The sequence below is a fragment of the Coriobacteriia bacterium genome (assembly GCA_034370385.1).
GTDB lineage: Bacteria > Actinomycetota > Coriobacteriia > Anaerosomatales > PHET01 > JAXMKZ01.
The window spans coordinates 20,867-35,179 of record JAXMKZ010000016.1; the positions used below are offsets into that span (position 1 = coordinate 20,867).

General features: G+C 65.2%; 10 protein-coding genes and 1 other RNA gene. All 11 read right to left on the reverse strand.

Annotation, left to right across the window (positions count from 1 at the left end):
- Nucleotides 1-52 precede the first annotated feature (52 nt).
- Nucleotides 53-1,351 carry a replication-associated recombination protein A gene (locus tag U1E26_04260; GenBank protein MDZ4168855.1) on the reverse strand — a complete coding sequence of 433 codons (1,299 nt, stop codon included), beginning with the start codon at nt 1,349-1,351 and terminating at the stop codon, nt 53-55.
- Nucleotides 1,352-1,365: 14 nt separating this feature from the next.
- Nucleotides 1,366-1,956: a hypothetical protein gene (locus tag U1E26_04265; protein MDZ4168856.1), complete on the reverse strand. Its 591-nt coding sequence runs from the start codon at nt 1,954-1,956 to the stop codon at nt 1,366-1,368.
- Nucleotides 1,957-1,978: 22 nt separating this feature from the next.
- Nucleotides 1,979-2,155: non-coding RNA, 6S RNA (gene ssrS, locus U1E26_04270), on the reverse strand.
- 69 nt (nt 2,156-2,224) lie between these two features.
- Entirely contained in the window at nt 2,225-3,994 is a 1,770-nt protein-coding gene (aspS, locus tag U1E26_04275; protein MDZ4168857.1) for an aspartate--tRNA ligase, read from the reverse strand.
- Nucleotides 3,995-4,048: 54 nt separating this feature from the next.
- Nucleotides 4,049-5,329, reverse strand: coding sequence for a histidine--tRNA ligase (hisS, locus tag U1E26_04280; protein ID MDZ4168858.1), 1,281 nt, complete (start codon nt 5,327-5,329; stop codon nt 4,049-4,051).
- A gap of 102 nt (nt 5,330-5,431) precedes the next feature.
- The gene (locus U1E26_04285) at nt 5,432-6,079 is read right to left on the reverse strand and encodes an MBL fold metallo-hydrolase (protein ID MDZ4168859.1); all 648 of its coding nucleotides are present in this window, start codon (nt 6,077-6,079) and stop codon (nt 5,432-5,434) included.
- The gene (locus U1E26_04290; GenBank protein ID MDZ4168860.1) at nt 6,076-7,170 is read right to left on the reverse strand and encodes a TGS domain-containing protein; all 1,095 of its coding nucleotides are present in this window, start codon (nt 7,168-7,170) and stop codon (nt 6,076-6,078) included. Before U1E26_04290 ends, U1E26_04285 begins: the two co-directional genes overlap by 4 nt.
- Nucleotides 7,171-7,191: 21 nt before the next feature.
- A complete protein-coding gene (locus U1E26_04295) occupies nt 7,192-8,295 on the reverse strand; it encodes a RelA/SpoT family protein (protein MDZ4168861.1) in 1,104 nt (367 codons plus the stop codon).
- Nucleotides 8,296-8,323: 28 nt separating this feature from the next.
- Nucleotides 8,324-11,953: a single-stranded-DNA-specific exonuclease RecJ gene (recJ, locus tag U1E26_04300; protein MDZ4168862.1), complete on the reverse strand. Its 3,630-nt coding sequence runs from the start codon at nt 11,951-11,953 to the stop codon at nt 8,324-8,326.
- A 78-nt stretch (nt 11,954-12,031) separates the two neighbouring features.
- A complete protein-coding gene (gene secF / locus U1E26_04305; protein MDZ4168863.1) occupies nt 12,032-12,934 on the reverse strand; it encodes a protein translocase subunit SecF in 903 nt (300 codons plus the stop codon).
- Complete coding sequence (secD, locus tag U1E26_04310; GenBank protein ID MDZ4168864.1) at nt 12,927-14,300, reverse strand: protein translocase subunit SecD; 1,374 nt, start codon at nt 14,298-14,300, stop codon at nt 12,927-12,929. Before secD ends, secF begins: the two co-directional genes overlap by 8 nt.
- Between the last annotated feature and the right edge of the window lie 13 nt (nt 14,301-14,313).

The following is a 14,313-nucleotide window of genomic DNA, read 5'->3' on the forward strand; positions in this document are numbered from 1 at the left end:
CGGCGATTGCCCGAGCTGGAGCAGCCGGTCGAGCGACCCGAGGGGGCAGCACTCAGTCCTCGCCAGGCTCGGCCGCCCGCCGCTCTCCTTCCCAACCGCGCTCGGTCGGCTGCCAGAATGCCCCCCGTTCGATGCCGTCCGGTAGGTAGCGCTGCTCTACCGCACCACCGGGGTGGTCGTGCGGATACAGGTAGGCCCCGTACGCCTCGCTACCCGGACGATGCCTGTCTCTGAGGTGAGCCGGGACCAACCGTGCCGGTCCGGTCCGCACCTCGGCTAAGGCGGCGTCGATCGCCAGGTACGATGCGTTGCTCTTCGGGGCGAGCGCAAGGTAGATGACGGCCTGCGCAAGGTTGATGCGGCACTCAGGCCACCCGATGGACTCCGCCGCCTTGAACGCAGCGTGGGCCACGAGGATGGCTTGCGGATCGGCGTTACCGACATCCTCTGATGCCAGAATGAGCATGCGTCGCGCTATGAACTTGGGGTCCTCGCCTGCATGCACCATGCGTGCGAGCCAGTACACAGCGGCATCCGGGTCGGAACCGCGCATCGACTTGATGAACGCACTGATGATGTCGTAGTGCGCGTCCCCGCTCTTGTCGTACGGAAGCACGCGCGAAGGCGAGGCGTCACGCACGTCCTCTAGACCGATCACCTCGGGGGACAGCCCCGCGGCGGCACATTCAGACGCGAGCTCAAGGGTGGTGAGCGCGGCACGAGCATCACCGCCGGCCGCGAGCACGATGGCGTCTTGAGCTTCGGGCTCCAGAACGAATCGGCCGCGCAGCCCGCGCTCGTCTTCGAGCGCCCGGACGACGAGTGTGCGAACAGCTTCATCGGTGAGCGGTGCCAGTTCTACGATGCGAGATCTGCTCACCAGCGGCGCGTTCACCTCGAACAGGGGGTTCTCCGTGGTCGCGCCGACCAGCACCACAACACGGTCTTCGACCGCGTGGAGCAAGGCGTCCTGCTGAGATTTGCTGAACCGATGAATCTCGTCGATGAACAAGATGGTGCGGCCGCCCTGCAGCTCGAGACGCGTCGTGGCCGCTTCCATGGCGCGCCGCAGATCGGCGACACCGGAGTTCACTGCGGACACCTCAGCGAAGTGGGCGTGGGTGCCCAGAGCGATGATCCGGGCAAGACTGGTCTTGCCGGTGCCGGCGGGCCCGTACAGGATCACCGAAGACAGGGTGTCGGTGGCGATGGCACGGCGCAGCCAGGTACCCTCCCCCACGACAGCGTCCTGCCCGACGAACTCATCGAGGGATCGCGGCCTCAAGCGTGCGGCGAGGGGAGCGGCGGCCTCACGCGAAGCTCGCGCGCTCTCGTCGAAGAGTGAATCCACGTGGTACGCCCTGCCTACTTGGTCAAGCGCTCCATGTGCATCTCGAGAAGCTTGGAGTCGATAAGCCCACGGCTGCGAAAGACGAGGTACCCCTGATCGTCGGTCATCACGATGTAGGGCGTGACCACGACCTTGAGGGCCGACGCGAGCACCGCGGCCTCGGACGCGTCCTTGTCCTCGACGATGCCCTCTGCATCGACCACCGCCTGGCCAGAGGCGTCGATGCTCGTGTACTCGCCGATGTCATAGACGATGAGGTCGACCAGTCCGCTGTTGGCATCGATCGCCTTGTCAACGGCAGAACGCACCTCGTTGGTAACCTGTTGTGACCCGTCCACGAACAGAATCAGCATCGGCTGCTTCTCGGCGATACGCTCGCCAACGGCCGCAGGCAGCGACGGGTACTGCGGGAACTCCTCAAAGACCGTGGCGTCCTCAGGCTTTGAGCGATCGGGTATCGGATTGGCCAGATCGACCGCTGGGGCCGCCTCCGCTGGAGGTGGTGCCTCAGCCGGCGTCTCGGCTGGCGGCTCTTCGCCCCCGCCACAGCCAGCGACCAGGCCGATAAGGAGTACTGCGGTGAGTGCTACGACTAGTCTGCGCATGCTGGTGCCTCCCAGTGCAACCACGTGGCCCGCCCTGCCGCAGCCCGGCTGGGTGAACCTGCCTCAGCAGGTGGGTGCCCGCACCGTGACTTCCAGCTTCCCTCGAATGAAGGGATCCCTGTCCGCCACGAAATGTGAGGCTCCCGTTAGAGAAGTGTTGGTTCGACCGTATGTGCCGAGCCACGGACAAGGCGTAGCCTGACTCGAAGTGTAGCGCCTGCAAGCCCTGCGCAACAACAACGAACCGGTCTTGAGCGCGAAGCGGCGATTAGTCGACCTTGAGATGAACGTCCCGGAGCTGACGAGCACTCACGACGTCCGGCGCGCTCGTGAGGGGGTCTGCGCCCGACGACGTCTTCGGGAAAGCGATGACGTCACGAATCGAAGATGCACCCGCAAGCAGCATGACGAGACGGTCGAGTCCGAGCGCGATGCCTCCATGGGGCGGAGCGCCGAACGTAAGGGCCTCCAGCAGGAATCCGAACTGAGACGACGCCTCATCGGGCTTCAGACCGATGGTCTCAAGAACCTTCATCTGCAGCGCGGGGTCGTGCATGCGAAGCGTGCCCCCGCCTATCTCGTACCCGTCCATGACGAGGTCGTAGGCATAGCTCAGCACCGAGCCCGGATCGCTATCGAGGGCGGCGATGTGCTCGTCGAATGGGCGGGTGAACGGGTGATGATTCGCCGTCCAGCGCTCCTCCTCCGCGTCATACTTAAACATCGGGAAGTCGATGACCCACAACAGCTCGTGGCCGGTACGCTCGATCTGCAGTTCGTCGGCAAGACGCAGGCGCAGCACACCGAGAACCTCGTTGGCAAGCGAGCGCTCGTCGGCAACCATGCAGACCAAGTCGCCCGGCTCGACGGCCATCACCGTGCGCAAGGCATCCATCTCGGCATCGGTGAAGAACTTCGCCACAGGGCTCTTGAACTCGCCGTCGGAAGTGAACGCAACCCAAGCCAGACCCTTGGCACCGGCGTCGATCGCAGCTTGGTTCAGGGCGTCGATGCGCCCGCGGCTCCAGTCGCCGGCACCCTTGGCATTGAGCGCCTTGATCGCTCCGCCACCGGACAGCGCTCCCGCGAAGACCTTGAACTCCGAGGCGGCAAACACCTCACTCGCGTCTGCGAGCTCGAGACCAAAGCGCGTGTCCGGCCGGTCGGAGCCGTAACGCTCCATCGCCTCCGTATAGGTGATACGCGGCAGGGGGATGGGCACATCGACGGCGGCCTCATGCAACACCTCGCGGATGACGTCCTCCATCATCTGGAGCACGTCGTCCATCTCCACGAACGACATCTCGATGTCGACCTGGGTGAACTCCGGCTGACGGTCAGCGCGCAGATCCTCATCGCGGAAGCACCGCGCGATCTGATAGTAGCGCTCGATACCCGCGACCATCAGAAGCTGCTTGAACAGCTGCGGCGACTGCGGCAGGGCGTAGAACTTGCCGGGGTTGAGGCGGCTGGGAACGATGAAGTCGCGCGCGCCCTCGGGCGTGGACTTCGTGAGGATCGGCGTCTCCACCTCCATGAAGCCGCGGTGCTCGAGCGCACGGCGGAACCGCTGGGTCACGCGGTCGCGAAGCGCGAGTGCGGCGAACACCTCAGGACGCCGGATGTCGAGGTAGCGCCACTTGAGGCGCGTGAGCTCGTCGGTCTCGATGCCGGCTTCGATCTCGAACGGCGGCGTCTCGGCACGATTCAAGACGGTCGCCGATGAGATGACCACCTCCACTTCGCCGGTGGGCATGCCAGGGTTCTCGGTTCCCTCGGGGCGGCGTCTCACCACGCCGTCGAGCAGCACGACCCACTCCGGGCGAACCTGCTCGGCGGTCACGAATGCCGCGCCGGACGCGTCCGGGTCGAAGACACACTGGAGGATTCCGCTGCGGTCACGAAGGTCGACGAAGATCAGTCCCCCGTGGTCGCGACGTTTGCCGATCCAGCCGGCAAGCCGCACCGTTTCGCCGACCTGAGCCGCGCCGATCGAGCCACACGTGTGCGAGCGAAGCGAGTACCGTCCATCGAGCATGCGATTTCCTCCAAGGCGCGCGAGCCGCTGCGGCACGCGACGATCGTGGTCTTCCTACGCCTCCACCGCGTGCCGCACGAGTGCGGCTGCATCGGTGAGGGCGATTCTCGTCTCTTCTTTCGTTCCCATGTCGCGCAAGGTGAGCTGCCCGGCCGCGAGCTCATCGGGGCCCACAACGACCACGAACCGCGCGCCGAGCCGATCGGCCTGCTTGAACTGCGACTTCAGTGAGCGGGCCTGGTGATCGCATTCAGCTGCGACACCGGCGTCGCGAAGGTTGGCCGTGAGCGTGAAGGCCTCATCGCGAACGGCGTCGTCCACGGCTGCCACGTACACGTCGGCCCGTGCCGGAGCTGCGACGGTCGCACCTGCGGCGTTCATCGCAAGCAGCGTGCGCTCGAAGCCGAGTGCGAAGCCCAACCCTGCCGTGGGCGGACCACCGTACTGCTCCATGAGGCGGTCGTAACGCCCGCCGCCGCCGATCGCATTCTGCGAGCCCAGCCCTGCGTCGGCCTGAACCTCAAAGACCGTGCGCGTGTAGTAGTCGAGCCCGCGCACCAGCTTCGGCTCCTCCGCATACGGCACGCCGAGCTCGTCCAAGGCGCTCTTCACCGAGCGGTAGTGTGCGGCACACTCGTCGCACAGCTCGTCTCGCAGAAGCGGTGCCGCGCTCATGACTTCGGCGCACCCCGGATTCTTGCAGTCGAACGCACGCAAAGGATTCGTGTCAGCGCGGCGGTTGCACTCGTCGCACAGATCGGCGGCATGGCTGCGGATGAAGCCCGCGACGTTCTCGCGATACGCGGGCCGACACTGCTCGTCCCCCATGGAGTTGATCAGTAGCCGCATGTTACCCGCAGGGATGCCGACGGCCTCGAAGAATCGCCACAGCAAGACGATGAGCTCGGCGTCCGCAGACGGCTCGGGCATGTTCAGCGCCTCGGCGCCGATCTGCCAGAACTGACGCTGGCGCCCCTTCTGCGGCCGCTCGTAGCGAAACATCGGACCGGCGTAGTACACCTTGGCGCCTTGGCCGTTTGCCGTCAGGTTGTGCTCGAGCGCGGCCCGCACGACGCTCGCGGTGCCCTCGGGACGCAGCGTGATAGAGCGGTCGCCCTTGTCGCGGAACGTGTACATCTCCTTGCCGACGATGTCGGTGGCCTCACCGATGCCGCGGCTGAAGATCTCGGTGTGCTCGAACACGGGCGTATAGATCGGCGCGTAGCCGTAGCGGGCGAACAGCTCTTGGGCCGTGCGCAACAGATGCTCCCACGCACGGGAGGAGTCACCGATGAGATCGACGGTGCCCTTGGGGGCCTGGAACGGGGAGCTCACAGCGCTACTCACGCCTTCCGACGCATGCGGGGTCAGTGCGAGCAGCAAGTGTAGCGCGAGGCGGCGTGGCGCGCCACGCGCCGTAGGGCGACTGCCCCGCCCTTACGCCCTCGGCCAGAAGGGGTTGATTCTCTGTTCGCGGCCGATGGTCGTATCGGGGCCGTGACCGGGATGCACGATGGTCTGGGGCTCGAACGCGGTGAGCTGCGAAGCGATGGACGACGCCAGGGCGCGGCTGTCGCCGCCGGGAAAATCGGTCCGTCCGACGCTTCCGGCGAAGAGTGTGTCACCGGAAAACAGGTGCGCGGCTCCCCCTTCGGGGTCTTCGACAAACAGGCAGATTCCCCCTTGCGTATGGCCGGGCGTGTGGAGCACGCGAAGCTCGAGCGCACCGGCTTCAATGGTGTCACCGTCTTCCAGAAGCCGGTCGGCGGCAGGAGCGGTGACACCGGCGAAGCCGAAGGCGGCGCCACCCGTTCCGTGGGGCGCGTCATGCGTCAGCCTGTCGGCATCGGATGAGTGGATCAGCAGCGGAGCGTCGACGGCGGCAAGCACCTGGGCGACGGCTCCCACGTGGTCGAAATGCGCGTGGGTCAGTATCACGGCCGCGCAGGCGCCGCTTCCCAACTCGCGGAGGATCTCAGGGGCATCGTCACCGGGGTCGATCACGACCGAGGGGCCCCCAAGTGCATCGGAGACCACCCAGCAGTTGGTCTCGAGTGCTCCGACGGTGATACGTACGACTCTCACGGGCGCCCCTTCTTCTGGGTCGCCTCGCCGGGAAGCATGCGCCGGGCCTCGAACACACCATTGACACCGCGCACGTCGCGCAGGAGCGCGTCGAGCCGGTCCATCTCGCCGATCTCGAAAAGGAACCGCATGTCGACGATGCCGTCCTTGTGCGTGGTGGTCGCCGAAGAGAGGATGTTCACGCCCGACTCCGCTATCGCCATCGTGACCTCTTGGAGCAAGCGGAGCCGATCGAGCGCCTCCACGTAGATCTCCACCTGGTACGTCGCCTTGGTGCACGTGTCCCACTCGACCTCGATGATACGCTCGGGGCTACTGAGCAGCTCGCCGGCGTTAGGGCAGCTTTTCCGATGGACCGACACGCCGCGCCCCCGCGTCACGAATCCGATGATGTCATCGCCCGGGACCGGGTTGCAGCACCGCGCCAGCCGGACGAGCACGTCGTCGATACCCTTGACCACAACGCCCCCGCCGACGCGCTTGCGGGCCCGCTTCGGGGCGACCATGGGTTGGTCCAGAGGAAGCGGTGGTTCGGCAGGGGTCTTGCACGCGTCGGGCCCATCACCATCTTTGCTCATGCGCTTGAGGAGCTTCGTTCCGACGAGTTTGGCGGAGAGCTTGCCCGCACCTATCTGCGCGAGCACGTCGTCGCACTTGCCGAAGTTGAGTTCCCCGGCGACCGAGTCCAGTGCTTTCTCCGCGGTCTTCGAGCCGATGCCGACGCCGTGTTTGCGCATGACCTTGGCCAGTTCATCACGCCCGTGCTGAAGATCGTCGCCTCGGGTGGCCTTGGAGAAGTAGTTGCGGATCTTGCTGCGCGCGGACGACGTCTTCACGATGTTGAGCCAGTCGCGGCTTGGCTTGGCGCTCTTGTTGGTCAGGATGTCGACTCTATCGCCCATCTGCAGCTCGTAGGCGAGCGGTACGATCGAGCCGTTCACTTTGGCGCCGACGGTCTTGTTCCCGACCTCGGTGTGAATCGCGTACGCAAAATCGATGGGCGTCGATCCGGTCTTGAGCGAGATCACATCGCCTTTCGGCGTGAAGACGAAGACCTCTTCCTCGAACAGATCGATCTTGAGTGCTTCCATGAACTCGCGTGGATCCTTGAGCTACGTCTGCCACTCGAGCATCTGGCGGAGCCAGGCGAGTCTCTCGTCGAACGACTCGTCGCCGCGCAGGCCTTCCTTGTAGCGCCAGTGCGCTGCGACGCCGTACTCTGCCGTCCGGTGCATCTCTTCGGTCCGGATCTGGATCTCAAGCGGTCGGCCGGCCGGCCCGATCACCGTCGTGTGAAGCGACTGGTACATGTTGAACTTGGGCATGGCGACGTAGTCTTTGAAGCGTCCCGGTACCGGCTTCCAGATGCTGTGAACGGTGCCAAGCGCCCCGTAGACATCCTTGACAGAGTCCACGATCACGCGAAGCGCGATGAGATCGTAGATCTCGTTGAAGTCCTTACCTTTGCCCACCAGCTTCTGGTAGATGCTGTAGAGGTGCTTCGGACGACCGCCGATCTCGGAGTCGATGCCCACCTGCACAAGCTCATCGCGTAGCGTCTCGATGACCTGCCGTGCATACGCTTCGCGCTCTTCGCGACTCTCGGCCACCATACGTGACACCTGGTGGAACTTGAGGGGCTCGAGATAGAAGAAGGCGAGGTCCTCAAGCTCCCACTTCACCTGGGATATCCCAAGCCGATGCGCGAGTGGGGCGTAGATCTCCATGGTCTCGCGCGCCTTGTCGATGCGCCGCTCCGCCGGCAGTGCGGAGAGCGTGCGCATGTTGTGCAACCGGTCGGCGAGCTTGATCAGAATGACCCGGATATCCTTGGCCATGGCGATGAGCATCTTGCGTAGGTTGTTGCTCTGCTGCTCGGAGACTGACTCGAACTCGATCCGGCCGAGCTTCGTCACTCCGTCGACGAGCCCTGCGACCTCTTCGCCGAACAGCTTCGTAACGTCTTCTAGGGTGACGTCGGAGTCTTCCACCGTGTCGTGGAGCAGGGCCGCCTTGAGCGTGGCTGTGTCCAGATGCAGCTCCGCGAGAATGAGCGAGACCTCAAGCGGGTGGCTGACGAACTCCTCGCCGCTCTTGCGCGACTGTCCGTGATGAGCGGCAGCGGCGAACTCGTAGGCCTCATCGAGTCCGGTCAGATCCGCGTCAGGGTTGTACGCCCTGACCTGCGCTTCAATCTGTTCGAGCGTCGCTGGCACGGAGAGTGCACGCCTCCTTGGGGAGGGGTCAGGTGGCTGTCGGCAGGATAGGACGGTTGAAGCGCGCCAGCAACTCGGGAGCGCCAGCGGCAAGCGCCCACTCCCTGAACTCGGCGAAGCCGGCGATCTCGTCGAGCCCCTCGGTGTAGCGGACGCTTGCGGCCAGGTCGACCTTGGCCGCCGGCTCCACAAGGGTCAGGCGGCGGTACGCCCCGTGGCCCTCCCCCGTCACCAGCCCAAGCTCACGAAAGACCCCGAGCGCACTGGACACCCCGCGGTCATCGAGCCGACACTCGCGCGCGGCTCGCCCGCACGCCTCGGCAAGCTCGGCGTTGGTGATCTCGAACCCGACCCCCTCGCGGCCGGCGGTCTGGCGCAAGACACGGTAGAGCGTGGCGAGATCGTCGCGCGGCGGCGCGAGCGTGGACAGTATCAGCTCGTTGATGCGCGCGTCCTTCTCGCCGAACAGCAGGTGCACGCGCGCCGTGGCGCCATCGCGCCCTCCCCTGCCTGCCATCTGGTTGAACTCGACGTCGTTGAAGGGCAAGTGGTAGAGCACAACGTTGCGGATGTCGGGGATGTTGACGCCCTCGCCGAAAGCGCTCGTGGCCACGACGAGTCGTACCTCGCCCGTGCGAAACGCCCGCTCGACCGCGTGGCGCACCGAACGCGACAGCCCGCCGTTGTAGAACGCAGTCTTCCACGCGAGCCCGGGAACGCCCTTGCGCACCAAGCGGGCCAAGCGCACGGATGCGTCGCGCGAGTTCACGTAGACGACCGCCTTGTCTCCCGCCTGCACGATCTTGAGAAGTTCGGCGTCGCGATCGACGACTCCGCGCTGGTCAGCGATGAGAAGGTTGTCCCGCACCGTGGGATCGAGCACCACGTGCGTGATGCCCAATGTGGACCGGATCTGCGCGGCCACATCATCTGAGGCTGTCGCCGTGACGGCCAGGACGGTCGGCGAGCCGAGTGACGCGATGGCGTCCCCGAGCCGAGCGTATGCGGGCCGGTTGCCTGCGCGCGACAACCCCACATGGTGCGCCTCGTCCACCACGACGAACCCGATTCGACCGGACTCGGCGAAGCGTGCCGAATGGAAGTGCAGGAACTCCGGCGTCGTCAAGACGACATCGAGCGAGCCATCTGCCAGTGCCGAGAACGACTCGGAGCGATCAGTGGCCGACGTCTCGCCGGTGACGACCTTGACCGACAGTCCCACCTCGGCGAATGCCTCAGTGAGGTGGTAGGCCTGATCGGCGACGAGTGCGCGCAGCGGGTAGACGAAGACACTGGCACGCCCGGACGCGAGCGCGGTACGCGCGGCATGGAGGTGAAAGATGAGTGATTTCCCACGACCCGTGGCCATGACCACGAGGGTGGATCGCCCCTCGGCCAGCAGTCGCAGTGCCTCGGCCTGGGCATCATGAAGCTGGCGATCGCCGATGAATCGGGCCACGAGCTCGTTGTTCAACGCGTCCGGGTCAAGGACGGCGAGCGCAGCGCGGGCGGCGGCACGGTCTTCTTCGCGCTCAACATCGATGAGAGCGGCATCGCGCCGAGTCACGAGCACGTTGACGCCGCGAGAACGTCCGGCGTCGCCCCCCGTGACCTCAGATACCTCGACGTCGTACTCGACACCACGGTCGATTGCGGGCGCGAGCACTCCGGCCAGCCGCCGATTGAAGAACCCCACTTGGTCGCCATGGGAGTCGAGCAGCGCGCACGCGTTGGCATCATGCGGGTTGTCCGGTTGCCGGACAAGCCGCAGGGGTGCCGCAGCAGAGAGTCTCTCGAGGACCTCTTGGCGGCCTTCGAAGGTCACGCCGGCGAGCTTCGTGTGAAACGACGGCGCTTCCTCTATACCTGCGTACTCCTCGCGCGCAAGAAGCTCATCGGCACGCGCGAACAGGTCGGCGACCAGGTCGGCGGCCGGCTCTTCGCGGCGGGCGCTGGCGGACGGGCGAATGTCCCGGACGATCAATTGAACCCGGCGACGACCGCGCCACTCATCGACGTCGAGTTCGAACGCAAGGTCCACAGGACCCTCTTCGACGCAGTACGAATCGACATCGCGACAGCGAAACGCGATGGCGGGAACCGACGCGACGCCATCGAACGCGGTGAACTTCAGATGGGCGGCCCCACGGCCCACGCGATCGCGCCCGTTCATGAATACGCCGCTCGCCAGCAAGACCGGGCGCCTGTTCGCCTGCCCGAATGGCTCGAGCAGCGAAAGCTCAGCACCGAGTTCGATGCTCACCTCGTCAAGCGCCACCTCGGCATCGATAGACACGGAAACCTCGAACAGCTCCGGGGGCAGCGCATCAAGATGTGCAACGAACGCCTCGCGAAACGCATCGAGATTCGCCTCTCCTACCGTCAGGCCCGCAGCGGCCGCGTGTCCTCCGAAGCGCTCAGTCAGGCTCGCACATGCCTCGATGGCCCGGAACAGATCGACCCGCCCGACCGAGCGGCCCGAACCCTTCGCCACCCCGTCTTCGATGGCGAACAGGATCGTCGGCACCCCGTACTGGCCAGCCAGCCTCGAAGCGACGATTCCCTTGACCCCCTCATGCCACCCCTCACCCGCCAGCACGAGGCCGCGTTCACCCCGGTAGGTGCGTTCCGCGAGCGCCGAGGCGGCCTCGTAGAGGTCCGCTTCGACCGATTGGCGGATCCGGTTGTGTTCGTCGAGGGCGTTGGCAAGCGTCTCGGCGCGCACCGGGTCATCGGTGAGCAACAAGTCAAGGGCCACCGTCGGATCGGCCATGCGCCCCGCCGCGTTCAGACGAGGGGCCAGAGAATAGGCGACGGTGCCGGCCGTCAAGGCCGCACACGACACCCCACCGACCGCGCATAGTGCCGCCAGGGCGACTCGGGGCTTCGCCGCGACCGCTCTGACACCCTCGCGAACGAGCGCGCGGTTCTCGCCGCTCAGAGGGACGATGTCGGCGACCGTGCCCAGCATCGCCAGGTCGACGAGCCCGCGCCACACGTCCGGGCGCCCGAGCCTGGCCCCGACGGCATGAACGAGCTTCAGTGCCACCCCGGACCCGGACAGGTCACGGGACGGACAGTCGGCACGAAGCTTCGGGTTTGCCACCGGGACGCCTGAGGGGACGCTGTCGGAGGGCTCGTGATGGTCGGTGACCACGACGTCGATGCCGCGCGCACGCAGCATCTCGACTTCGTGCGAACTCGACACACCGGTATCGACGGTGACCAGCAGGGATGGATCGCAGGCGACCGCTCGCTCTATGGCACCTTCGGACAGCCCGTACCCCTCGCCGAAGCGGTGCGGTACGACCGCCTCACACTCCGCCCCCAACTCGCGCAGTCCGCGAGCGAGCACCGCAGCCGCGCTGATGCCGTCAAGGTCGAAGTCACCGAACACGACGATCCGCTCGCCACCCTCGACCGCGCGCGCCACCCGCTCGGATGCCTCGTCCATTCCAGGTATCAGCGCCGGATCGAGCCAGTCACCCTCAAGGGAGGGCTCCATGAACCGGCGTGCATCCTCGAGTCCCGTCACGCCGCGCACGGCCAACACCCGTGCGGTCACGCGCGAAAGCCCGACACCGTCGGCGAGCGAGGTGACGACCGCTTCATCAACGGGCGCCAGTATCCATGGTGTGCGATCGCTTCTGATACTCATCAACTCATCCTAGCGGACGGGGCCGACACCCTGGCGGTGCCGACCCCGTCGAATCCATCATCTACCGAAGCAGAAGCCCTATGCGTCTGCGTACTTCTTGCGAAGCGCGGCGTAGCGGGGCTCCGACTCCTTCCACAGAGCGTAGAGCGGAGACGCAACGCCGATGGACGAATAGGCTCCCACGAGCAGGCCGATCGACAGCGCGAGCGCGAAGTCACGCAGCGCCTCGCCACCGAAGAACAGCATCGCGAGAACCGGGATGAGCGAGGTGATCGTGGTGTTCATAGAGCGAACGATGACCTCGTTGAGCGAGGTGTTCGCCATCTGCATGAAGGACTGCTTCTGGAGGTGCTGCGCGTTGTCCTTGATGCGGTGAAACACGACGATCGTGTCGTAGAGCGAATAGCCCAAGATCGTGAGCAGCGCCGCAATCGTGTTCGGCGTGACCTCATAGCCAAGCAGCGCATAGATGCCAAGCGTGATCAGGATGTCGTGCACAACAGCAACGACCGACGTGATCGACATCTTGTACTCGAACCGGACCGATATGTAGAGGAGGATGGCCGCAAGCGAGATACCGAGTGCCATCAGTGCACGGTTCGTGATGTTCTCGCCCCATCCGGGACCGATCGTGGTCACCTCGAAGGTGCCCAGGGGGATACTGAGCTCCTTGGCCACCTCGGTCACCTGAGAAGCCGACTCCGTAGGATCGGTGACCGGAGTCCTGATGATGAATCCATTGACACCACGGACCTCGGTGGTCTGGACATTCGGTGCATCCACGCCGGCGTCTTTGAACGCCTGGGTCATCTGCGCCGAGGTGACGTCGCCGGTATTGGACACGCTGATCGCCGTGCCTCCGAGGAACTCGACGCCGAAGGTCAGGCCGACCACGAGGAGCGAGCCGATAGACACGGCCAGCAGGACGCCCGAGATCGCGAACATGATCTTGCGATTTCCGAGGAAGTTGATGTTAGGCACCTGCGACACCCCCCTTCGTACCCTTCGCAGAGGGCGCGACAGCATCCGGAGAAGGCACGCCCCACAGGCTGAGGTTCTTGGGGATGACGCTCTCGGCAAGCAGCATCAGCACCGGTCGCTTGAACAGCAGCATCATGATGATGTCGCAGAAGATGCCCAACATGAGCGTCAGCGCGAAGCCCTTGACCGGGCCGATCGCCACGAAGTACAGGGAGGCAGCCGACACGAGGGTCACGAGGTCGGCATCGATGCTTGTCATGATGCCGTGTTTGGAGCCGGAGTTCGCAGCCGACCTGACGGTCTTGCCCATGCGCACTTCCTCGCGGAAACGCTCAAGGATCAAGATGGATGAGTCGGCGGCCAGGCCGATGGTGAGAACGATACCTGCCAAGCCCGGCAACGTCAGAGCGAACACACCGAGGCTCGACATGAAGGCGAGAATTCCCAAGAAGAAGGAGGCGAACGTCACGAGTGCCCCCACCGTGAGCAGTCCCAGCCCACGGTAGAAAGCCAGCATGTACAAGCTGACGAGCCCCAGGCCCACGAGGGCGGCGGTGACACCCTGGTCAAACGCATTCTGACCGAGCGTCGGGCCGACGACCCGCGACTCGGAAGGCTCGAGCGAGACGGGAAGAGCTCCGGCCTCAAGAACCGTCTTGAGCCGCTTGGCTTCTTCGGCCGTGAAGCCCCCCGAGATAGCCGTCTGACCGTCCGTGATCGCGGAGCGCACCACCGGCGCGGATTTCACGACGCCATCAAGAACGATGGCCACCTGCTTGCCGATGCTGCTCGTCGTGTAGCTGCCCCACGCCTTGCCGCCCTCGGCGCTCATCGAGAGGTTGACCTCGATCTCGGCCGTCTGGGGGTTCTGGGACACGCTTGCGGTCTTCACGACCGCACCGGTCAGCGGAACGCCGTCCACCGTGATGGGCGTGTAGGTCCCGGCCTTGAGCTCGACGTTCTGGTCGTTGGCCTTGACCGCGGCGGCGGTAGCAGTGTCGGTGATCGAATCGACATCGACGAACTCGAGTCGGCCCGTCTCACCAAGTACCTTGAGAGCTGCATCAGGGTCGCTGATGCCGGGGATCTGGATGAGGAGCGAATCGTTGCCCTGACGCTGCACGGTGGCTTCCTTGACGCCAAGCCCGTCGACCCGATTGATGACGATGAGTTCAGCCCGATCCATGACCGCCGTCGTCACCGGGGTATCAGAGGTCTCCTGCGCGGTGAGAATGACCGCGAGTCCTCCCTGGATGTCCAGGCCCTTGGTGATTCGCTCTCCCGGAGGCCATAGCATGGCCCACGAGGCGATCATCAAGACCACGGTCACCACGATCAACAGCACATTCTGTTGCTTCTGGTCCATGCTCCTACCTTCC